This window comes from Streptomyces sp. NPDC104761, from assembly GCF_055583445.1.
In genome coordinates, this window is sequence record NZ_JBVJNZ010000021.1 from 24,490 (window position 1) to 45,864 (window position 21,375).

General features: G+C 68.9%; 15 protein-coding genes and 2 pseudogenes. 11 read left to right on the forward strand and 6 right to left on the reverse strand.

Annotated elements, in window-relative coordinates:
• Positions 1 to 24: 24 nt before the first annotated feature.
• The 4 genes from ACZ63F_RS38335 to ACZ63F_RS38350 all read left to right on the forward strand — a co-directional run bounded on the left by ACZ63F_RS38335 (position 25) and on the right by ACZ63F_RS38350 (position 4,535).
• The gene (locus ACZ63F_RS38335; RefSeq protein ID WP_469718284.1) at positions 25 to 2,583 is read left to right on the forward strand and encodes an ATP-binding protein; all 2,559 of its coding nucleotides are present in this window, start codon (positions 25 to 27) and stop codon (positions 2,581 to 2,583) included.
• Positions 2,580 to 3,266, forward strand: a complete 687-nt coding sequence (locus ACZ63F_RS38340; protein WP_469718286.1) for a response regulator — start codon at positions 2,580 to 2,582, stop codon at positions 3,264 to 3,266. Before ACZ63F_RS38335 ends, ACZ63F_RS38340 begins: the two co-directional genes overlap by 4 nt.
• 87 nt (positions 3,267 to 3,353) lie before the next feature.
• Positions 3,354 to 3,752, forward strand: a complete 399-nt coding sequence (locus ACZ63F_RS38345) for an OB-fold nucleic acid binding domain-containing protein (RefSeq protein WP_293992734.1) — start codon at positions 3,354 to 3,356, stop codon at positions 3,750 to 3,752.
• Between the two features lie 3 nt (positions 3,753 to 3,755).
• A complete protein-coding gene (locus ACZ63F_RS38350; RefSeq protein ID WP_469718287.1) occupies positions 3,756 to 4,535 on the forward strand; it encodes a DUF3159 domain-containing protein in 780 nt (259 codons plus the stop codon).
• A gap of 59 nt (positions 4,536 to 4,594) precedes the next feature.
• Here the strand turns inward: ACZ63F_RS38350 and ACZ63F_RS38355 are convergent, their stop codons facing one another.
• Positions 4,595 to 5,266: a potassium channel family protein gene (locus tag ACZ63F_RS38355; RefSeq protein WP_093498623.1), complete on the reverse strand. Its 672-nt coding sequence runs from the start codon at positions 5,264 to 5,266 to the stop codon at positions 4,595 to 4,597.
• Positions 5,266 to 5,937: a potassium channel family protein gene (locus ACZ63F_RS38360; protein ID WP_089104280.1), complete on the reverse strand. Its 672-nt coding sequence runs from the start codon at positions 5,935 to 5,937 to the stop codon at positions 5,266 to 5,268. The genes ACZ63F_RS38355 and ACZ63F_RS38360 overlap by 1 nt, the downstream gene beginning before the upstream one ends.
• Positions 5,938 to 6,300: 363 nt before the next feature.
• On the opposite strand from ACZ63F_RS38360, the gene ACZ63F_RS38365 reads away from it, so the two are divergent.
• From ACZ63F_RS38365 to ACZ63F_RS38375, 3 genes and pseudogenes are all read left to right on the forward strand, one after another.
• Positions 6,301 to 8,346 (forward strand): APC family permease, encoded by a 2,046-nt coding sequence (locus ACZ63F_RS38365; protein WP_469718289.1) that lies wholly within the window; start codon positions 6,301 to 6,303, stop codon positions 8,344 to 8,346.
• 124 nt (positions 8,347 to 8,470) lie between these two features.
• The gene (locus tag ACZ63F_RS38370; RefSeq protein WP_469718290.1) at positions 8,471 to 9,799 is read left to right on the forward strand and encodes a class I SAM-dependent RNA methyltransferase; all 1,329 of its coding nucleotides are present in this window, start codon (positions 8,471 to 8,473) and stop codon (positions 9,797 to 9,799) included.
• Positions 9,800 to 10,260: 461 nt separating this feature from the next.
• Positions 10,261 to 10,467, forward strand: a pseudogene (locus ACZ63F_RS38375) (IS5/IS1182 family transposase); the annotation flags it as partial.
• Positions 10,468 to 10,718: 251 nt separating this feature from the next.
• On the opposite strand, the gene ACZ63F_RS38380 reads toward ACZ63F_RS38375, so the two are convergent.
• Together ACZ63F_RS38380 and ACZ63F_RS38385 are read right to left on the reverse strand one after the other, a co-directional pair.
• Positions 10,719 to 10,991 carry a hypothetical protein gene (locus ACZ63F_RS38380; protein WP_469718291.1) on the reverse strand — a complete coding sequence of 91 codons (273 nt, stop codon included), beginning with the start codon at positions 10,989 to 10,991 and terminating at the stop codon, positions 10,719 to 10,721.
• Complete coding sequence (locus ACZ63F_RS38385; protein WP_469718391.1) at positions 10,939 to 11,217, reverse strand: hypothetical protein; 279 nt, start codon at positions 11,215 to 11,217, stop codon at positions 10,939 to 10,941. The genes ACZ63F_RS38380 and ACZ63F_RS38385 overlap by 53 nt, the downstream gene beginning before the upstream one ends.
• 89 nt (positions 11,218 to 11,306) lie before the next feature.
• Here ACZ63F_RS38385 and ACZ63F_RS38390 point away from each other — a divergent pair, with 89 nt between their 5' ends.
• Both ACZ63F_RS38390 and ACZ63F_RS38395 read left to right on the forward strand, forming a co-directional pair.
• Complete coding sequence (locus tag ACZ63F_RS38390) at positions 11,307 to 14,849, forward strand: P-loop NTPase (protein ID WP_469718293.1); 3,543 nt, start codon at positions 11,307 to 11,309, stop codon at positions 14,847 to 14,849.
• On the forward strand, positions 14,846 to 15,781 hold the full coding sequence (locus tag ACZ63F_RS38395; RefSeq protein WP_048456191.1) for a hypothetical protein: 936 nt from the start codon (positions 14,846 to 14,848) through the stop codon (positions 15,779 to 15,781). Before ACZ63F_RS38390 ends, ACZ63F_RS38395 begins: the two co-directional genes overlap by 4 nt.
• Before the next feature lie 1,150 nt (positions 15,782 to 16,931).
• Here the strand turns inward: ACZ63F_RS38395 and ACZ63F_RS38400 are convergent.
• A pseudogene (locus ACZ63F_RS38400) lies at positions 16,932 to 17,503 on the reverse strand (hypothetical protein).
• Positions 17,504 to 17,821: 318 nt separating this feature from the next.
• Here ACZ63F_RS38400 and ACZ63F_RS38405 point away from each other — a divergent pair.
• Positions 17,822 to 18,460, forward strand: a complete 639-nt coding sequence (locus ACZ63F_RS38405; RefSeq protein WP_469718294.1) for a TetR family transcriptional regulator — start codon at positions 17,822 to 17,824, stop codon at positions 18,458 to 18,460.
• Positions 18,461 to 18,645: 185 nt separating this feature from the next.
• Here ACZ63F_RS38405 and ACZ63F_RS38410 read toward each other — a convergent pair whose 3' ends face one another.
• Complete coding sequence (locus tag ACZ63F_RS38410) at positions 18,646 to 20,259, reverse strand: MFS transporter (protein WP_469718296.1); 1,614 nt, start codon at positions 20,257 to 20,259, stop codon at positions 18,646 to 18,648.
• A gap of 344 nt (positions 20,260 to 20,603) precedes the next feature.
• On the opposite strand from ACZ63F_RS38410, the gene ACZ63F_RS38415 reads away from it, so the two are divergent.
• Positions 20,604 to 21,374, forward strand: coding sequence for an LmeA family phospholipid-binding protein (locus ACZ63F_RS38415; RefSeq protein WP_469718297.1), 771 nt, complete (start codon positions 20,604 to 20,606; stop codon positions 21,372 to 21,374).
• Position 21,375: the final 1 nt, after the last annotated feature.

Consider the following 21,375-nt stretch of genomic DNA (forward strand, 5'->3'; position numbering starts at 1 on the left):
CAGTTGCAGGAAGACAATAGGACCATGGCACGCGGCAGGCTTCGGATCTATCTCGGTGCGGCACCGGGCGTGGGCAAGACCTACGCCATGCTCTCCGAGGCGCACCGGCGGGTGGAGCGGGGCACCGACTGCGTGGTCGCCTTCGTCGAGCACCACGAACGGCAGCGCACCGAGGTGATGCTGCACGGCCTGGAGCAGATCCGGCGCAGGGAACTGGACTACCGGGGCGCCGTGTTCACGGAGATGGACGTGGACGCCGTACTGCGCCGGGCCCCCGCCGTCGCCCTGGTGGACGAGCTCGCCCACACCAACGTCCCCGGCTCCCGCAACGCCAAGCGCTGGCAGGACGTGGAAGAACTGCTGGCCGCCGGGATCGACGTGATCTCGACCGTCAACATCCAGCACCTCGAATCGCTCGGCGACGTCGTCGAGTCCATCACCGGCGTGCGCCAGCGCGAGACGGTGCCGGACGAGGTGGTACGGCGCGCGGACCAGATAGAGCTGGTCGACATGTCGCCCCAGGCGCTGCGCCGGCGCATGGCGCACGGCAACATCTACAAGTCCGACAAGGTCGACGCGGCCCTGTCCAACTACTTCCGGCCGGGCAACCTCACCGCCCTGCGCGAACTGGCCCTGCTGTGGGTGGCCGACCGGGTCGACGAGTACCTGAAGCAGTACCGCAACGAGCACCAGGTCTCGGCGATCTGGGGCTCCCGGGAGCGGATCGTCGTCGGGCTCACCGGCGGACCGGAGGGGCGCACCCTGATCCGGCGGGCCGCACGGCTCGCCGAGAAGGGCGCGGGCGGCGAGGTGCTCGCCGTCTACATCTCCCGCAGCGACGGCCTGACGTCCGCCTCCCCGAAGGAACTCGCCGTCCAGCGCACCCTGGTCGAGGACCTCGGCGGCACCTTCCACCACGTCGTCGGCGAGGACATCCCCGCGGCCCTGCTCGACTTCGCACGCGGCGTCAACGCCACCCAGATCGTCCTCGGCTCCTCCCGCCGCAAGGCCTGGCAGTACGTCCTCGGACCCGGCGTCGGCGCCACCGTCGCCCGCGAGTCGGGACCCGACCTGGACGTCCACATCGTCACCCACGGCGAGGCCGGCAAGGGCCGCGGACTGCCGGTGGCCCGGGGCGCCCGGCTCGGCCGCGGCCGGATCATCGCGGGCTGGCTGGTCGGACTGGCCGGCCCGGCCGTCATGGCGGTGCTGCTCAACACCGCCGGCCTCGGCCTCGCCAACGACATGCTGCTGTTCCTGACCCTCACGGTCGCGGCCGCGCTGCTCGGCGGGCTCTTCCCGGCGCTCGCCTCGGCGGCCTTCGGGTCGCTGCTGCTGAACTACTTCTACACCCCGCCCCTGCACCGGCTGACCATCGCCGACCCGAAGAACATCGTGGCCATCGTGATCTTCTTCGGGGTCGCGCTGTCCGTCGCCTCGGTCGTGGACCTCGCGGCCCGCCGCACCCACCAGGCGGCCCGGCTGCGCGCCGAGTCGGAGATCCTCTCCTTCCTCGCCGGCAACGTGCTGAGAGGGGAGACGAGCCTGGAAGAGCTCCTCGAGCGGGTTCGCGAGACCTTCGGCATGGAGTCCGCCGCCCTCCTGGAGCGCGCGAGCGACGTCGAGCCGTGGAGCTGCGCCGGGCGCGCCGGGTTCGGGCCCGCCCTGGAGCGGCCCGAGGACGGCGACGTCGACATGCCGATAGGCGACCACATGGCCCTCGCGCTGACCGGCCGGGTGCTGCCCGCCGAGGACCGCCGGGTGCTGGCCGCCTTCGCCGCCCAGGCGGTCGTCGTCCTGGACCGCAGGCGCCTCCAGGAGGAGGCCGAGCAGGCCCGCACGCTCGCCGAGGGCAACCGGATCCGTACCGCCCTGCTCGCCGCCGTCAGCCACGACCTGCGCACCCCGCTGGCCGGCATCAAGGCGGCGGTCACCTCGCTGCGCTCGGACGACGTGGACTGGTCCGAGGAGGACCGGGCCGAGCTCCTCGAAGGCATCGAGGAGGGCGCCGACCGCCTCGACCACCTCGTCGGCAACCTGCTCGACATGTCCCGCCTGCAGACCGGCACCGTCACCCCGATCGTCCACGAGACCGACCTCGACGAGGTGGTCCCGATGGCGCTGGTCGGCGTGCCGGACGGCAGCGTGGACCTGGACGTCCCCGAGACCCTGCCGATGGTCGAGGCCGACGCCGGGCTCCTGGAGCGGTCGGTGGCCAACCTGGTGGAGAACGCCGTCAAGTACAGCCCGCCCGACCGGCCCGTGGTGGTCTCCGCCAGCGCCATCGCGGACCGGGTGGAGGTGCGGATCGTGGACCGCGGGATCGGTGTGCCCGACGAGGCCAAGGAACGCATATTCGAGCCCTTCCAGCGCTACGGTGACGCTCCGCGCGGCGCCGGGGTCGGGCTCGGGCTCGCGGTCGCCCGGGGCTTCGCGGAGGCGATGGGCGGCACCCTGAACGCGGAGGACACGCCCGGCGGCGGGCTCACCATGGTCCTCAGCCTCCGCGCGGCAGGATCGGTCACCGGCGCGGCGCAGGCCGTGGCAGAACCCCTGGCAGAACCGGAAAGGCAGGCCTCATGACCCGTGTGCTCGTGGTCGACGACGAGCCGCAGATCGTGCGCGCCCTCGTGATCAACCTCAAGGCGCGCAAGTACGAGGTCGACGCGGCCCCCGACGGCCGTACCGCCCTCGAACTGGCCGCCTCCCGCCACCCCGACGTGGTCGTCCTCGACCTCGGACTGCCCGACATGGACGGCGTCGAGGTGATCAGGGGGATCCGTGGCTGGACCCGGGTGCCGATCCTGGTCCTCTCCGCCCGTCACTCCTCCGACGAGAAGGTCGAGGCGCTCGACGCGGGCGCCGACGACTACGTCACCAAGCCCTTCGGCATGGACGAGCTGCTGGCCCGGCTGCGGGCCGCCGTACGCCGGGCCGAGCCCGTCGCCGGGGGTGGCGAGGACGACGTCCTGGTGGAGACCGAGGGGTTCACCGTCGACCTGGCCGCGAAGAAGGTGAACCGGGCGGGCCGGGACGTCAGGCTCACCCCGACCGAGTGGCACCTTCTGGAGGTGCTGGTCCGCAACACCGGCCGCCTGGTCAGCCAGAAGCAGCTGCTGCAGGAGGTGTGGGGGCCGTCGTACGGGACGGAGACCAACTACCTGCGCGTGTACATGGCCCAGCTGCGCAGGAAGCTGGAGGCGGATCCCTCGCACCCGAAGCACTTCATCACGGAACCCGGGATGGGGTACCGGTTCGAGAGATAGGACGGATCGGGGCGGTTCGGAAAGTGAGGCGGATCGCGAAGTGAGCTGGACTACGGCGGTGTCGGTGTGCCCCGGTACGCTTCAGACATGAGTGCTGTTCCTCGTTCCGAGAAGCCGGCCGGCCGGTTCCGGCGCATGCTCGACCGGCTCTCCTCGTCCCAGGAGGACCTGGAGTCGGAGGAGCTGCGCGAGGACGCCGACACCGCGGGCTGCACCCGGATCGGTGACTGCCACGACCGGCAGATCGTCACCGTAACTGGTACCTTGCGCACGGTCACCCTGCGGCCGCGCGCCGGGGTCCCGGCCCTGGAGGCCGAGCTGTTCGACGGCTCGGCCGCGCTGGACGTGGTGTGGCTCGGCAGGCGTTCCATCGTCGGCATAGAGCCGGGACGCAGGCTGATCGCATCGGGCCGGATCTCGCTGAGCCGGGGCCGCCGGGTGCTGTTCAATCCCAAGTACGAACTGAGACCCCTCGGTAGGGAGTAGCCGGTGACGTCGCTCGACAAGCCGACCGAAGACACGCAGGCGGAGGACGCCCGGGCGGAGGACGCGCGGGCGGTGACCGAGGCCGCGCTCTTCGAGGCGTTCGGCGGTGTCCGGGGCATGGTCGAGACGGTCCTGCCCGGCCTGCTCTTCGTCACGATCTTCACCATCAACAAGGACCTGCACTGGTCGGCGATCGCCGCCCTCGCGGTCTCCGTCGTCCTGGTCGTGGTCCGCCTCGCCATGCGGGACACCGTCAAGCACGCCTTCAGCGGTGTCTTCGGCGTCGCCTTCGGTGTCGTCTTCGCGATGATGACCGGCAACGCCAAGGACTTCTACCTCCCCGGCATGCTCTACACGCTGGGCCTGGCGCTGGCGTACATCGTCACGACCCTGTGCGGGGTCCCGCTGATCGGCCTGATCCTCGGCCCGGTCTTCAAGGAGAACCTCTCCTGGCGCACCCGCAACCCCGGCCGCAAGAAGGCGTACGCCAAGGCCAGCTGGGCGTGGGGCCTGATCCTGCTCGCCAAGTGCGCGATCCTCTTCCCGCTGTACTGGTGGGCCAACACCGCCCAGCTCGGCTGGGTGCTGGTCGCCCTCAAGATCCCGCCGTTCCTGCTCGCGGTCTGGCTCACCTGGGTCTTCCTGGCGAAGGCACCGGCGCCGATCGACGTGTTCGCGGAGATGGAGGCGGCGGAGCAGGCGGAGAAGGCCGAGGAGGAGCGCAAGACGGCCCTGGCCGCGGAGAGCGGTGAGGCCGCCTCGGGCGGACGCCACCGCAAGTAGCCCCGTACGTGAGAAGGGCGCCCTCCGCTGCGGAGGGCGCCCTTCTCACGTACGTGCCGTCAGCCGTCTTCCCGGCGTACCGACAGCAGGTCCTCCAGCTGCTCCTCGCGGGCCTGGGCCGCCACGAACAGCAGCTCGTCGCCGGCTTCCAGGGAGTCCTCCTTGGACGGGGTGAGGACCCGGGTGCCGCGGATGATCGTGACCAGCGAGGTGTCCTCGGGCCACTCCACATCGCCGACCTGGGTGCCGGCCAGCGCCGACTCCTCGGGCAGCGTCAGCTCGACCAGGTTCGCGTCGCCGTGACTGAAGCGCAGCAGCCGGACCAGGTCGCCGACCGACACCGCCTCCTCCACCAGGGCCGACATCAGGCGCGGCGTCGAGACGGCGACGTCCACGCCCCAGGCCTCGTTGAACAGCCACTCGTTCTTCGGGTTGTTGACCCGTGCGACGACGCGCGGCACACCGTACTCCGTCTTCGCGAGCAGCGAGACGACCAGGTTCACCTTGTCGTCGCCGGTCGCGGCGATCACGACGTTGCAGCGCTGCAGCGCCGCCTCGTCGAGGGAGGTGATCTCGCAGGCGTCGGCCAGCAGCCACTCCGCCTGCGGGACCCGCTCCACCGAGATGGCGGTCGGGGCCTTGTCGATCAGCAGCACCTCGTGGCCGTTCTCCAGCAGCTCGCCCGCGATGGAGCGGCCGACGGCACCGGCCCCGGCAATGGCGACCCTCATCAGTGACCGCCCTCCTCTTCCGGACCCCCGGCGAAGGCGGCCTCGACCTTGTCGACGTCGTCCGTCCGCATCATCACGTGCACCAGGTCGCCCTCCTGGAGGACCGTCTGCGAGGTCGGCAGCATCGCCTCGCCCAGCCGGGTCAGGAACGCGACCCGGACCCCGGTCTCCTCCTGGAGCTTGCTGATCTTGTGCCCCACCCACTTCGGGGAGGCGTGCACCTCGGCGAGCTGGACCCCGCCGGTGGGGTCGCGCCACAGCGGCTCGGCGCCCGACGGCAGCAGCCGGCGCAGCATCTGGTCGGCGGTCCAGCGGACCGTGGCGACCGTCGGGATGCCGAGGCGCTGGTAGACCTCGGCGCGCCGGGGGTCGTAGATCCGGGCGGCGACGTTCTCCACCCCGAACATCTCGCGGGCGACGCGCGCGGAGATGATGTTCGAGTTGTCGCCGCTGGAGACGGCGGCGAAGGCGCCGGCCTCCTCGATGCCCGCCTCGCGCAGGGTGTCCTGGTCGAAGCCGACTCCGGTGACCCTGCGGCCCCCGAATCCGGGACCCAGCCTGCGGAAGGCGGTGGGGTCCTGGTCGATCACGGCGACCGTGTGCCCCTGTTGCTCCAGGGTCTGGGCGAGAGCGGAACCCACTCTGCCGCAGCCCATGATGACGATGTGCACGACCGTCCTTCCGGTGTTCAAAAGTTACTGCTCAGCCCCATCAGGTTCTCAGACCGAGGCCCAAGCTACACACGCACCGTCCCGGCCGGGCACCCCTGTGCCACGCTCATCGCCGAGTGATGCTGCGCACGCTCCAGGCGGTGAGGATTCCGAGGCCGACGAGGGTGGCCGTGGCGCCGATCAGCTCTGCGGTCGCGGGCATGGGACCTCCGAGGTGCGAAGACAGGCGGGATCTGCCATCTAGGCACGGACAGGGCGTAAGCTGCGGAATCCGCAGTTCCAGCCGTCACCTTTTTCACTCGGGAGGCAGATCCGGTCCTGCGGCTGGAGACCTGGCAGGTGGAAGGCCTACGATCCTCTCTCGTGTCCAAACTGACCGACGTGCCCAAACGGATTCTGATCGGGCGCGCTCTGCGCAGTGACCGGCTGGGCGAAACGCTCCTGCCGAAGCGCATCGCCCTCCCCGTCTTCGCATCCGACCCGCTGTCCTCCGTCGCCTACGCGCCGGGGGAGGTCCTGCTGGTCCTGTCCATCGCGGGCGTGTCGGCGTACCACTTCAGCCCCTGGATCGCGGTCGCGGTCGTCGTGCTGATGTTCACGGTGGTCGCCTCCTACCGGCAGAACGTGCACGCCTACCCGAGCGGCGGCGGCGACTACGAGGTCGCCACCACCAACCTCGGCCCCAAGGCGGGCCTGACCGTCGCGAGCGCGCTGCTCGTCGACTACGTCCTGACCGTCGCCGTCTCCATCGCCTCCGGCATCGAGAACCTCGGCTCCGCGATCCCCTTCGTGGTCGAGCACAAGGTGCTCTGCGCGGTCACCGTGATCGTGCTGCTGACGCTGATGAACCTGCGCGGCGTGAAGGAGTCCGGCAAGCTCTTCGCGATCCCGACGTACGTGTTCGTCGGCGGCGTCTTCATCATGATCGCGTGGGGTGCGTTCCGGGGCCTGGTCCTCGGGGACACGATGCGCGCCCCGACCGCGGACTACCACATCAGGGCGGAGCACCAGGGCCTGGCCGGCTTCGCCCTCGTCTTCCTCCTCCTGCGGGCCTTCTCCTCCGGCTGTGCCGCGCTCACCGGTGTCGAGGCCATCTCCAACGGCGTCCCGGCCTTCCGCAAGCCGAAGTCGAAGAACGCGGCGACCACGCTGGCCATGATGGGCCTGCTGGCCGTCACCATGTTCTGCGGGATCATCGCGCTCGCCATGGTCACCAAGGTCCGCATGGCCGAGAACCCGGCCACCGACCTGCTCCACAACGGTGTCGCGATCGGCTCCGGCTACGTCCAGAACCCGGTGATCTCCCAGGTCGCCGAGGCCGTCTTCGGCAAGGGCAGCTTCCTGTTCGTCGTGCTCGCCGCGGCCACCGCCCTCGTCCTCTTCCTGGCCGCGAACACCGCGTACAACGGTTTCCCGCTGCTCGGCTCGATCCTCGCCCAGGACCGCTACCTGCCGCGCCAGCTGCACACCCGCGGCGACCGCCTCGCCTTCTCCAACGGCATCGTGCTGCTCGCCGGCGCCGCCGCCCTGCTCACGGTCATCTACGGCGCGGACTCGACCCGCCTCATCCAGCTGTACATCGTCGGTGTGTTCGTCTCCTTCACGCTCAGCCAGACCGGCATGGTCCGGCACTGGAACCGCCACCTGGCGGTGGAGAAGGACCCGGCCAAGCGCAGCCACATGATCCGCTCCCGTGCGATCAACGCGTTCGGCGCCTTCTTCACCGGCCTGGTGCTGGTCGTCGTCCTGGTCACGAAGTTCACGCACGGCGCCTGGGTGGCGCTGCTCGGCATGTGCATCTTCTACGCCACGATGACCGCGATCCGTAAGCACTACGACCGCGTGTCCGAGGAGATCTCGGCCCCCGAGGAGCCCGACGACGACCTGGTCCGCCCCTCCCGTGTGCACTCGGTCGTCCTCATCTCCAAGATCCACCGCCCCACGCTGCGCGCCCTGGCCTACGCCAGGCTGATGCGCTCGGACACCCTGGAGGCGCTCACCGTCAACGTCGACCCGGCCGAGACCAAGGCGCTGCGCGAGGAGTGGGAGCGGCGCGGGATAGACGTACCGCTGAAGGTCCTCGACTCGCCCTACCGCGAGATCACCCGGCCGATCATCGAGTACGTCAAGGGCCTGCGCGCCCAGTCCCCGCGCGACGCGGTCTCCGTGATCATCCCGGAGTACGTCGTCGGCCACTGGTACGAGCACATCCTGCACAACCAGAGCGCGCTGCGGCTCAAGGGCCGGCTGCTGTTCACCCCCGGCGTGATGGTGACGTCGGTGCCCTACCAGCTGGCGTCCTCGGAGGCGGCCAGGAACCGGGCCCGCAAGCGGCAGGAGTGGAACGCGCCCGGCGCGGTCCGGCGCGGTCCCGCGGAGCACCGGCCCAAGGAGCACAGCGGAGGCTGAGCGGGGCAGGGGCACGGCGGAGGCCGGGCGGGACGGGGAGTGCCGGCGACCCCGTAGACTGGTGGGCTGTCGTCGGCCCCCGCCCGGGCCGTTACCCTCCCCCTTGATCTGGAGTCACCCCGCCATGCAGGCAGAACCGAAGAAATCGCTGGTGGGGACGGAGTACGAGGTCGAGGTCGGCCCGGTCGCGCACGGTGGCCACTGCATCGCCAGGACCGCGGAGGGCCAGGTGCTGTTCGTCCGGCACGCGCTGCCCGGCGAGCGAGTCGTGGCCAAGGTGACCGAGGGCGAGGAGGGGGCCCGCTTCCTGCGCGCGGACGCGGTGGACATCCTGGACGCCTCCAAGGACCGGGTGCCGGCCCCCTGCCCCTACGCCGGCCCCGGCCGCTGCGGTGGCTGCGACTGGCAGCACGCCAAGCCGGGCGCCCAGCGCCGCCTCAAGGGCGAGGTGATCGCCGAACAGCTCCAGCGGCTCGCGGGTCTCACTCCCGAGGAGGCCGGCTGGGACGGCACGGTGATGCCCGCCGAGGGCGACAAGCTGCCGGCGGGCGAGGTACCGCAGTGGCGGACCCGCGTGCAGTACGCCGTCGACGCCGACGGCAACGCGGGACTGCGCCGGCACCGCTCGCACGAGGTGGAGCCGATCGAGCACTGCATGATCGCGGCGCCGGGCGTCAGTGAGCTGGGCATCGAGGAGCGCGACTGGTCGGGCATGGCCGCGGTGGAGGCGATCGCCGCGACCGGCTCCCAGGACCGCATGGTCATCCTGGAACCGCGCCCGGGCGCCCGCCTCCCCCTCGTCGAACTCGACCGCCCGGTCTCGGTCATGCGGGTCGACGAGCACGACGGCGGCATCCACCGCGTCCACGGCCGCGCCTTCGTCCGCGAACGCGCCGACGGCCGCACCCACCGGGTCGGCAGCGGCGGCTTCTGGCAGGTCCACCCGAAGGCGGCGGACACCCTGGTCACGGCGGTCATGCAAGGCCTCCTCCCGCGCAAGGGCGAGATGGCGCTGGACCTCTACTGCGGCGTCGGCCTCTTCGCCGGCGCCCTCGCCGACCGCCTCGGCGAGCAGGGCGCGGTCCTCGGCATCGAGTCGGGCAAGCGCGCGGTGGAGGACGCCCGCCACAACCTCGCCGGCTTCCCGCGGGTGCGTGTCGAGCAGGGCAAGGTCGAGTCGGTCCTCCCGCGCACCGGCATCACGGAGGTCGACCTCATCGTCCTCGACCCGCCCCGCGCGGGCGCGGGCCGCCAGACGGTGGCCCACCTGTCGTCCCTCGGCGCCCGCCGCATCGCCTACGTAGCCTGCGACCCGGCGGCCCTCGCCCGCGACCTGGCGTACTTCCGGGACGGGGGGTACCGGGTACGGACGCTGCGGGCGTTCGATCTGTTTCCGATGACGCATCATGTGGAGTGCGTGGCGATCCTGGAGCCTATTTCAAAGGGGCTCTGACCTGTGGCTTTCTTGTGTTCTCTAGATGTGGTCGTCGGTCCTCGACCTGTTTCCCGAAGTTCACCGCGTGGAGCCTGTTGTGGGTAGCCGCCACTGGCTCACCTGCGGTTTCGCAGCGGGAGCGTTAGTCCAGAACGCTTTGCTCAACTCCGTCAGAGACTGGTTCGGGGAATGCCTTGACGCTCGTTCGACGATGTTTCTGACGGGGTGTGAGGTTGTCGGCCTGGGACTAAATGACGCGGTCAATCGACTTGTCGGGCTCGACCCGTCAAGTAGCGCGTTACGTCTGTTCTTTGGGATTGGGCTGTACGGCGACATGTCTCAGATAGACGTGTGCTGATTGCGCTGGCCTCGTCACCGTGAATGCCTGGCGGCGAACATCTTCGTGGCCGCCTCGGGCTGCATCTGCCGCCGGTGTTCGGACCGGCCTGGCCCCCGGTCTACCGGCGCTTCGCCAGGCGCTGCAGCCGCTCGTGCGTGGGACCCCGCCCATCCGCTCTCGCTGCGGACCGCGCCGCCTGCGTCCGGCCAAGCTCCATGCAGACCAAGGATAAGACTTCGACCATCTGCGGACATGGCTTCGCGAGCGTCGCATCCGCCACCGCATCGCCCGCAAGGCTAGCGAGTCCTCCACGCGGCTCGGCCGACACCGCTGGGTCGTGGAGAGACCGGACGAGGCGAGCCGCCGCCCCTGAGAGCGCCGTTCGCCCCTGCGCGGATAACCTGGAGGCCGGGGCGAGGGGACGGCTAGCCCGTCGATCGCGTCAACGTGCCTCTGATCAGCATGACGAGGGTGCTCTCCAGCGCGGTGGGCAGGTCCAGGCGGAGTTGGGCCAGGATGGGGATCTGCCTCGTAGGCAGCGAGGGCGCTGGCGGAGGACCGGGATGGGTCCACAGCGCGCCAGCCAGGATCGTGTCATCACGGACATCGTTTGGCGCTGTCGCTGAACTCGGGGATGTGATGGCGGGCGAGTTCGGTCATGGTCTCGCGGTTCGCGATGGAGGACCGCATGTAGCGGATGATGACGCCGACGGACACGTGGTGTTCCAGGGCGCCGGCCTGTGCGCCTACAAGATCGCATAGCAAGCTGTAGTGCGCCAGAGGCCGGGCCAGGACGGCTGCCACCTGGTCGCCGCGTTCAGGTGCGGATCGACCCTGCCGGACAGTTCGCAGTAAACCTGCTCCGGCCATGTCCGCAGGGCGCGCTCCAGTAGTTCGAGCAGTACCGCGTCGCGGGATACAAGTAGCGCAGCACCTTCGACCTGGCCAGCCCGACCCGGCGGCTGAGCTCGTTGAGACCCATATCGATCACCGGCCTCTTCTGCAGCATCGTCAGTGACGCGCCGACGATCGCCGGGCGCCGTATCTCCCGCTGTTCCTCGCTGGGCGTCAGGTCAACGGACTTGGCGATCACCAAGACTGGTGCGAAAGCTGCTGTTCCAGTGCACAATTGACGGCCCGTCGCTTATGTTGGGGCGACTGGGTAGTTAGTCACCTGGAGACTACATGTCGGTGGGGAAGCAGGCGCTGTTCGAGCGGCTGGACAGGGGTCCGTCCTTCTTGTTCCTGGGGCAGAGCTATCTATCCATCGAAACGGGGCACGACCCGCTGGTAGGACCTCTAGCCAGGTCACTGGGCATGGATAATTTGCCCGAGACCGTCTACCAGGCAATCCTTGGTGCCGCTCCGGACAGCCGTGAGGTGGCTGCCAAGGGGCTCAATGATGCTGGGCGTGCACTGGTACTGCCGCCGTCATTGAAGACCACTCTGGAGTTCCCTTGGAACGGCGTGCTCTCCTCGGCAGTCGATCCATCGTGGCGTCTCGGTCTCAAACAGGACTGGCGGACGGTCCAGGAGACTGTTCCCCAGCGCGACCGGACGCGCCTGTCACGCGACATGGCCGACGTCCAGGCGCTCATGCTCTTTGGAGGCGTTGATCAGCCGGTCGACGAAAGACCGCCTGCGACGAAGATGGAGTTGTCGCGACGTAAAGCGCTGGCAGCCGAGGCTCTGTCGCGGATCGTCACGGACGGATTGACCCCGCGGGGTTTGCTGGTGGTGGAGGGGTGGTCCCTCGACGACTGGCTCGACCCCGAGACGCTTTACAGCCAGATCTGCGACGCGGTTCCGAACCAGGTGCACCTGTTCTCCACGACCGACGAGATCCTCGCGGACGAGTTCATACGTGAGGCGATCAATCTCAAGGTGCTTGTCCCACATCGGGAGACATTCGCCTCCCTGGTGGAGGAGGCACGCAGCACTGGTCGTCTGAGCGACGGCGGCCCGGCTACCACCTCGACCCACGCGGTACGCGTCGGCGACCGACGCCTGCCCATCGACCGGAGTCGCTGGCAGCGGATTCTGCCGCACGCCCGCCCGGTGGACGTCGACCTCCTCGACGATCCGCCCGCTGAGTCCAAGCATCGGCGCTTTCAGAAGTTCCGCGAGTTCCTCGGCGCGAGCGACGGCTCGCCGACGTGGTGGGCGCATGCCCGCGGCCTCCCCTTCCAGCGCAACTTCGAGAAGATCTTGATGGACTTGGTCGAAGAAGCAGCCGCATCCCCGGAGCGACGGGGGCCGCTGCTAGTCGTCGGCCAGTCGGGGACGGGGAAGAGTGTCGCTCTGGCTCGACTGGCCTTCCAGACCGCTCGGACGGGGAGGCGAGTCGTCCTCCATATCCCCCGCAAGTCGACCCGCCCGGAGTTCCAAGCACTCGATGACTTCTGCCTGTGGGCAGAGGAACAGTCAGGGGCCAACACTCTGATCGTGTGGGACGGCATGTTGGAGCCCGATGAGTATCAGCGACTCTTCGACTATCTGCGCAGCCGAGGCCGCAAGGTGGTCATGGTTGGCAGTTGCTACTGGGACGCAGACCAGTTCGGCAACGGCGGCGGCAGAAAGCGCGTGCGGGCCAACAAGCAGGTGAGGACGGCCCCCCGGTACCGGCGAGGTAGAGATTTCGTTGAGGCACCGGCCACCATCGCCGGGAAAGAGCTTGACCGCTTCACCCGCTACCTGGCGGACTTTGGCATCGTCCTCAAGGGCGCGGACGAGGCGATCGTGGCCCGCGACCGGTCGTTCCTCTCGGCTCTGTACCGGCTACTGCCCGACGCGCATGCTCCTCTGTCCCGCGGCTTGGTGCTCGAGCTGAGGCGCTCCGAGGAGCGCCTGGGGCATGCCGCCCGTACACGGATCAACTACGAACCACCCACGATCATGGCGGCGGCCCTGGAGGAAGCCGGCCTGCTGCACGGCCTAGAAACACTCCCGGGGACCTCCGAAGAGGCGGTGGCAGCCTGGCAGGATGACCCGTACGAGCGCCTCCTCAGCTTGATCCTTCTGATCCACAGTCACGGCCTGCGCACGCCACTTGAACTTGCCCTGCGCACCATCGGCCGCGACGGCGTTCGGAATCTTCCGGACCTGCTGGGGGGCATAGACATCATCCGCTGGGACGAGGATGACCAGGGCAATTACACCCTCGGAGGACGTAACCAGTTGGAGGCAACCCTGCTGACCGGCGCCCGCAGATGGGGGGAGGAGCGGGAGGCGGCTCAGATTGCCGAAGTGATCGAGCTGGTTCGGCCTGATTCCCGAGCCCGTAATGGCGGTCCGGAGATCGAGTTTGTCATGGCGCTCCTCACCGCGATCGGCCCGCAGAAGAACCGGGAGCAGCGCAAGTACGGGGCACAGTACCTGCTGATCGCTGACTCCATCGCCAAGCTGAGAATGCTGGTCACTAGCCCCGTGATTCATGCACGGCTCACCCACAAAGAAGTCAACATGCGGCGTGAGTGGGCGGTGTGGGACCAGCGCCGACAGGGGCCGGACGTCGACCTGCGACGTCGTGCCTTGGAGGCAGCGCAGGAGGCCGTGGACGAGGCGCTGCGGGAAGCGGAAGATCTGGGCCACCGGCGGGACATCCGCCTGAATCTCTATGTCGAGCAGGCGAGCATCCGCGGCTCCCAACTCTACGAACTGCTCCACTCCGGACCCGACGGCGGCACTCCTCAGCCGTTGCCGAGCGAGGAGTACATCTCGGGCGAACTCGGGGAGCTCAAACGAAGCGTCCAGTCGGCTCTGGAGTGCGAGGCGACCAACTACTATCCGGTGGATGTGCTCTGCTGGGCGACCCGGGACACCTTCAAAGCTGGAGTGCTGTCCGACGAGGCTGCAGCCACGCTGGTCGGTGACTGCCTGAGCGCCCTGACAGCGATAGACCCGGAGACTCTTGAGCCGGGACAAGCTGGCCTCTACCACAGCAAGTTCGTGGAAATCGCCTCGCTGGCGAGCGACCACTTCCTGGCAGAGCAGCAGTTGAAAAAGCTTGAGGCGTACGACGAGCCGCTGGCCGCCTTCTTCTATGCGCTGAAAGTCAGTGGCTTCATCAACAATGAACCCGAGCAGGAGGGAGTACAGCAGGCTCTGGAGCATCTCAGACGGAATCCCCTCCGGCTCCAAGACGAACGCTGCGTGCGCCTTGCCGTCGATCTGCTGTGGTTCGCCCGAACCGGTGAGCGCTTTCTCTCAGGTGAGCGCCAGACCCTGCCCCTGGATCAGGGTGCCTGGCAGGAATGCCTCGAGCTCACGGAACTTGCGTCGGCCTACGACGCGATGCCTTCGCTCAGGGTCCACTTCATGCGTGCGCTGGCGCTCTTTCATCTGGGCAGCGTTGACCGGGCGATGGACGCGTTCCGGGACCTGGACCGGCTCTCACTGGAGCAGCGGGATCGCCGCCGCGTGATCAACGTCTACGTGTCGAGCTGGGAGGACGGTGCTCCACGAGTCTTCCGGGCCCGAGTCCTCCGGGTCGACGCGGACTTCCAGGGCGGTCGCTGTTGGGTCGAGGGGTACCAGCGGGAGTTTCCCTTCGACCCCTCCGGCTTTGGACCTGACCAGGCCGTCGAAGGTAGGACGCTTGACGCCTACATCTCGTTCAACATGATCGGTCCGCGGCTGGAACCTCCGCGGGTACCTGGAGAGCGTCGTGGGCCAACGCTGCTGGGGCCTGCCGCCCATCAGCAGAGCGAAGTGCGAGGTGTACGGTGACGATAACGCAGCCCACCCCGCAGGTCGCGCCTGAGGCCGCCTGGAATCGCATCACCGGCCTCCACCGGAATCTCGACCGGCTTGCCCGCCACCTGTTGAAGCGTTCAGCCGGCACGGACGTCAGTCTGCCTCCACCCGACTTCACCCAGCCGCAAACCGCCTTCTTCTTTGCCACGATCTGGATGCGGGCGTGGTACTCGGAGGCATGGGCGGCGTCCAGCAGGTGGCTCTACGAACAGGCTGCGGCCATGGGACACACGCCGCCCGAGAAGGACTTTGCGGACACGATGCGCAGGTTGCGCGCGTTCCTGGTTCATCACATGGATCCTTCGGTCTCCGAGAGCGAGGAGACCGAGCGAATTTGCAACGAGTGGTTCGAGCGCGCCTGCGGGTCCGTCGTGCCCCAGTCCACCGTTGAATGGCAGCACTGCTTGGCCAAGCTCCTCGAACAGAACGAGGCGTATGCCCACTTTATGCTGGCCATAGCCAAGTCCGTCGAACGCAGTCCGGAGAAGTCCACGCTGGTATTGCAGTGGCGTGCCGCCTTGGAACGTCAGGACTATCCGCGTTACAGGCAAAGCCTTCAGGAGGCTGCGGGAGACCTGGGGCTTCAGCGGCTCAACGATCAGAAACTGAACAGCATCCATGCTCGGTACCGGGTGCGGTGGGCAAAGGCACTCGAGAAGCTGGCGCATGATGCCGACTTCGACCATGAGATCCGCCTGCGCGCCGAGTGGGCACTTCTCGCCGACACGAGCGGAGCCCTGATCGTCTCCGCTTCGAACGTCATGGAGGCGCTCGGCCTTTCCCCGGGTCCCCAGGTGGCCCGCGCTCTGCGTCTCGCACAGGTCCTCCGGGAGTTCCACCCCGACGACTCGGCCGACCAGCTTTTGCAGCGCCTTTCCGTGCAGTGGGTCGCTGTACGCCAGTAGCCGCACGCCGACAACACCAGGGGATGGGTCACGGACCGGAGGTGCGGCCCACCCTCCTGTGAGGGAAGACCAGCTTGACGCTTCTCGCGGTAACGGGGCCGGTCGGCCGTCCCCAGGTGGCGCGCCAGATTACGCGCCGCTGCAGAGGAGGCGCGGTTGGTGGGAGAGTCGTACGCCTCGTCGGCGCGGACCTGCCAGACTGGACGAGGAAGCGGCTAGCGGCGATCGCCGTGTTCGTCCGCAGCGGGCCGAGACCGAAACGGCGTCCGCGTGCCCCTCACCGGTGATGCCACGCTGTGATCGGAGGCGCTGCCCATCGGGTGGGAGGTGATCTGGGCGTCCACCTTCGGAGAGAGGCTCGTGGACCCGGTGGCGGGGAGGCCCGGTGGGCTCCAGGAGGTCTGGACGACTGCACGGGCAGCGATCACGTACCGGAGACAGGTCGGCAGGGACGAACTGCCAGAGATCTTCATCTCGATCCCGACCGCTCGAACTCTGCTTCGGCCAAGGCGTTTTCGGGCCGGTAACTAATGAGATGCGGGATTGCCATGTCAGCGGACAGAACGTTCTCGACGGCTGGCCTACACGTAGGACCGGACCGCCGACTCGCAGAGCCGTCAGCGAGCTGGACTGAATCCGGCCCGAGCGGTGGCTCCCTGCCTGGAGTGAGGAACTCCAGTACATGCTCGCCGTCCTGTGGCATCCGGTCGAGCTGCAGTCGGTTCAGAGTGGGCTGCTCGACGGTAATTTCATGGCACCGCTGGTCTGCGTCGCCGAGTTACAGCGTCGGAACGTCCTGCCCGTCCCGGAAACCGCCCGTCGTTCTGCTCCCGCACCGTTACAGACCGACCCCATCCCCGGGGCCGAGGGAATCGCCGCGCGAGCCGCACGCCATAAGGCCACTCACTGCGGAGAGGAACTCTCCCTCCACTCCTCCGATGACGCGGTCACGGAGACGCGGGGAAGCCAGCGCTACGCAGGAAGCCCGCAGGGGAAGCGACAAGGGCCGTAGAGCTTGCCGCTTGACCCGCTGTCAGGTCTGGGCCGCACGAGGACGCCGTCCGCGAGAGGGACTGGCCTGACACCATCCCGTGTACATCTCCTGGCGCTTGCTCTGATCGCCTTCAGACGCGCTCTCATCCGGCCCCGATCAACCGATGTCCGAATCATCGGTCTCTCCGAGGAGGCGGGCCGCAAGGTCGTCGGCCCACTTCACGGCCCAAGCGCGCAAGGCTGTGTTGGCGGCTTCGTCGAGCCCATACGCGGCGAAAGCTTCGTCGTCGGTCCACTCTGCGCCCGTGAGATTCGCCTGGAGCTTCGCGCTCGAAGCAGCCACGCGCGTGACGGCGGCCGAACCCTTCGAGATAGGTACTGGTCCATCGTCTCGAGGCTGCGAAGACGTTGATCAAGTCGCGGGGCGCTCCGCGGGTGGCGAGGGCGCGGACCTTGGTCCCGATTACGCCCTCCTCTGCGAGGACAGGCCCGTACGGGCTCTGGGCGACCGGCCGCCAGAAGATCTCCGGGGTCGGTCACGGTGAAGCGGGCGGACAGTGGGGCGGTCTCCAGCGCGTGCACCTTCCAGCCGCGGGCTTCCAGGCCGGCACGGAGCGTGGCGGCGATCCCGGCCATGGGTGCCGGGTTCTCGGTGGCGGCGTCGAGGTCCTGGCTGGGGCGGTTCACAAGGCATTGCGCCCGCACGGCGTATCCACGGGTGAGAACCAGGGGATACGACGAACGCCTTCATGAACCGTTGGCTGAAGGCAGGGATCAGGATGCGGTGCGCCTGACCCCGGACCTCCTCGTCGTCCCGGGCCGTGAAGAGCCCTGATCCGACGAAGTCCCGCAGGTGGGACAGCGGTGGCGCGATCACCTTCCCGAACCGGGCTTCGTCGCACCTCGGCGGGAGCCGTCCGACCTCAAGGAGCTGCCCGCCTGACCGGGGCCCGACCCACCCCGGACGCGCGGCCGCGGGTCTGTCGGGGCCCGCGTGCCAGAATGGAGAAGTCCACTCTCCGCCCTGGCTTCTTCGAGGTTCTTTTCGTGTCCCAGCCCGTCGGTCGTGTGCCCCAGCGACGCAACGCCCGGTCCAATCGGGCGCGCATCCTGGCCACCGCCCGTCAGGAGCTGGGGCGGAATCCCGACATCACCCTGGAGGAGCTCGCCCGTGCCTCCGGTGTCGTACGGCGCACCCTGTTCGGACACTTCCCCGGACGGGCTGCGCTCCTGGACGCGCTGGCCGAGGAGGCTGCCGAGGCGCTCCAGGCCGCCGTCGCGGTCGGCGCGGGGGTGACGGAGCCGGCCGATCGGGCGCTCGCGCACTTCACGTTGTCGCTCTGGCCTGTGGGAGATCGCTACCGGATGCTCCTTGCGCTGGCCCGACGGGACCTCGGCATGGACCGTGTCGCCGGGATCCTGGAGCCCGCCCGGGTCGGAGTCACGGCCATCCTGGAGCGGGGACAGCGGGACGGGATCTTCCACTCCCGGCTGCCGGCCCCGGTGCTGAGCGCCGGCCTGGAGGCGATGACGGTCGCCCTGCTGGAGGAGGTCAACACCGGGGCGCTGGAGGATGACGGCAGCCGGGTGGCCGTCGCCACGCTCATCGCGGCCGGTGTGCCGGAGAAGCGGGCGCAGATCGTCGTCGACGAGGTGGCCGCCGCACAGGATGTCCCTGCCTGCTGACCCCCGGGGTCACCTCGGAGGTCCGCTGGACGCCACGCCAGTCACCCGGGACGGACAGCGAAAAAAAGGGACGGTGCCGGGTGTCCCCTCCCGGTACCGTCCCGGGGCCGTGCGCCGCTCAGGCACAGCCCGTCCTGGGGGTGGAGGAAGCCGGAATCGGGGTTCCGGCCTCCGGTGTACGGGGCTCAGGCGCCCACGGTCTCGGTCTGCTCCTCGGTCGCCGGTGATGGATCGTCCTCACCGTGCTTGGGGGTGTGCACCCGGCCGGGCAGGACGGCGATGACGATCAGCGTTCCGGCGGCCATGATGATGCCGCCGATGAGGCTGGTGTGGGCGATGGCGTGGGCGAAGGACTCGTGGACCGCGCCCAGCAGGGTGTGGGCCTGCTGGGCGCCGCCCTGGGGGTTCTTGGCGACCTGTTCGGCGACCGCGATGCCGCCGCCGACAGAGTCCTTGGCGGTGTCCATGGCCTCGGCCGGGAGGTGGCCACCGACCATGTCGGTCAGCTTGTCCTTGTAGGAGGTGGCGAGCAGCGAGCCGAGGACGGCGATGCCCAGGGCACAGCCGAGTTCCAGGGCGGTGTCGTTGGCGCCGCCGCCGACGCCCAGCTCGTCCTCCGGAAAGGAGCCCATGATGGTGTCGGTGGCCGGGGACAGGCTCAGGCCGATGGCGAAGCCGAGCATCAGCAGGGGCGCCAGGAAGTCGGTATACGTCGATCCCGACTCGATCCGCGCGAGCAGGAAGACGCCCGCGGTGCCGATGACCATGCCGGTGCCGACCACGATCTTCACGCCCAGCTTCGGAGCCAGCTTGCCGGTGACGGCGGCGCCGACGAACACCGCGCCGGCCAGCGGCAGCAGGCGGATGCCGGTCTCCAGGGCGTCGTAGCCGAGGACGAACTGCAGGAACTGGGTGGAGTAGTAGATCGAGCCGAAGGTGCCGAAGAAGAAGAACAGCACAGCCGTCATCGAGCCGCCGAAGGGACGCTCGGTGAACTTGCGCACGTTCAGCATGGGGTTGGGGTGCTTCAACTCCCAGGCCACGAAGGCCGGCAGGCCCACGCCGGCGACGACGGCCGCGGTGACGGGGCCGACGCCCCAGCCGAAGTGCGGGCCCTCGATGGTGGCGTACACCAGAGAACCGACCGAGGCGATCGACAGCAGACCGCCGACGTAGTCGATGCGGCCCATGCCCTCCGCCTTCGACGGCGGGACCAGGAGCAGCGCGCCGACGACGGCGAGGACGGCGACGGGGACGTTCATCAGGAAGGTGGAGCCCCAGGCGTGGTTCTCCAGCAGCCAGCCTGCGGCGAGGGGACCGGCGGCGATGGCGAGGCCGGAGGTGGCGGACCAGGCGGTGATGGCCCTGGCGCGCTCGGTGCGCGGGAAGATCGCGACCAGCAGGGAGAGCGTGGCCGGCATGACGACGGCGGCACCGACGCCCATGATCGCGCGGGCCACGATGACGAGGTTCGTCTCATCGACCAGTCCGCCCGTCACCGCACCTCCGGCGAAGATCAGCAGGCCGAGGACGAGGGCGCCGCGGCGGCTGTACTTGTCACCGATCGCGCCGAGCACGAGCATCAGGGCGGCGTAGGGGACGGTGTAGCCGTCGATGACCCACTGCAGGTCACTGCTGCTCAGCCCCAAGTCATTGGTCATGTCGGGGGCGGCCACGATCAGTGACGTGTTCGCCATGACCACGATCAGCAGGCTCAGGCAGAGCACCAGCAGGGCCCACCAGCGGCGGTGGTAGGGCTCCGTCATCTTCTCGACGGGTGTGTTCGGAAAGAGCGGCATGGCCGGACTCCTCGGCAGGAGGTGAAGCGGAGGCTTCGGGGGTGCGGAATCGACGGGATCGGTGCACGCGGGGCCAAGAGGGGCCGGGCACCACGGGCAGCTAATTGCCCGTTGATGTGCAGGCTAGTTTGTTGCTCGTCCATGTGCAACTATTGGGTCGTCCTCCTCCCGGCTCGCTGAAGTCCTGGCCTCCGAGCGGGACATGGCGGAGGCGATCAGCGGCCGGGGGGCAACGGCAGGGCGCCTTCCGGGCCGGCGTTCCGCCGGCCGTGCCGGCCCGGGCGCTGGAGGGGCGTCTGCCAGGGCTTCTGGACTTGCCGCAGCACCACTCGAAGAGGAGAACGATGTATCAGTCCTGCCGCGACGAGGAGCCCTCCTACGGCGACGGCTCCGTGTATGCGAGCCCCCCGACCCGGACCAGGCGGCGCATGATCATCGCCGTGGCGTCCCTGGGGGCCCTGCTGGTCGGCGCAGTCGCGGTCGACCGCATCGCCGCTGTTCGCGCGGAGAGTCGTATGGCCAAGGCATTCCAGGACGGCATGGGAACCGCCGATCGGCCGTCGGTGCACGTCAGGGGCTTTCCCGTACTGAACCAACTGGCTGCGGGCAGCCTCAACCATGTCGACCTGACTGCCCACGGCATTCCGGCCGACGGCAGCGCCCGGCCGCTCCCGGTGACGAGGCTGACGGTCGGGATGGACGGGCTGAAGACCTGGGGGAGTGCCGACGAGGCTCACGCGGACAGCGTCACGGCGACCGCGTTCCTGTCGTACGCGGACGTGTCGAGCGCGCTCGGTGTGCAGGTGTCACGGGGAGACGAGTCCGGCCGGGTCGACGCGACCGCGAGTCTGCCGCTCGTGGGCGACGTGACCGTGAGCGCGGCCGTCTCGGCGGCCGACGGCAACAGCATCGCCTTCACGGACGTAGGCGCGGAGCGGGGTGAACTGGTTCCTCCGCTGACATCACTGCTCGACAAGGCCCTGGACGAGCCCATACCGCTGCAGAACGTGCCCGAGGGGCTCCGGCTGCGGTCGGTCACCGCCACCGAGGACGGAATCGACGCCCGCTTCACGGGCCGCTCGGTCACCTTCCGCCCGGACTCGTCGTCCGCGTGAG

What these genes read in the sequence shown, in the direction of transcription:
- ACZ63F_RS38340 (WP_469718286.1), top strand. Translation starts at nt 2,580, where the DNA reads ATGACCCGTGTGCTCGTGGTCGACGACGAGCCGCAGATCGTGCGCGCC.
- ACZ63F_RS38410 (WP_469718296.1), bottom strand. Translation starts at nt 20,259, where the DNA reads ATGCCGCTCTTTCCGAACACACCCGTCGAGAAGATGACGGAGCCCTAC.
- ACZ63F_RS38355 (WP_093498623.1), bottom strand. Translation starts at nt 5,266, where the DNA reads ATGAGGGTCGCCATTGCCGGGGCCGGTGCCGTCGGCCGCTCCATCGCG.
- ACZ63F_RS38370 (WP_469718290.1), top strand. Translation starts at nt 8,471, where the DNA reads ATGCAGGCAGAACCGAAGAAATCGCTGGTGGGGACGGAGTACGAGGTC.
- ACZ63F_RS38345 (WP_293992734.1), top strand. Translation starts at nt 3,354, where the DNA reads ATGAGTGCTGTTCCTCGTTCCGAGAAGCCGGCCGGCCGGTTCCGGCGC.
- ACZ63F_RS38415 (WP_469718297.1), top strand. Translation starts at nt 20,604, where the DNA reads ATGTATCAGTCCTGCCGCGACGAGGAGCCCTCCTACGGCGACGGCTCC.
- ACZ63F_RS38390 (WP_469718293.1), top strand. Translation starts at nt 11,307, where the DNA reads ATGTCGGTGGGGAAGCAGGCGCTGTTCGAGCGGCTGGACAGGGGTCCG.
- ACZ63F_RS38335 (WP_469718284.1), top strand. Translation starts at nt 25, where the DNA reads ATGGCACGCGGCAGGCTTCGGATCTATCTCGGTGCGGCACCGGGCGTG.
- ACZ63F_RS38380 (WP_469718291.1), bottom strand. Translation starts at nt 10,991, where the DNA reads ATGGCCGGAGCAGGTTTACTGCGAACTGTCCGGCAGGGTCGATCCGCA.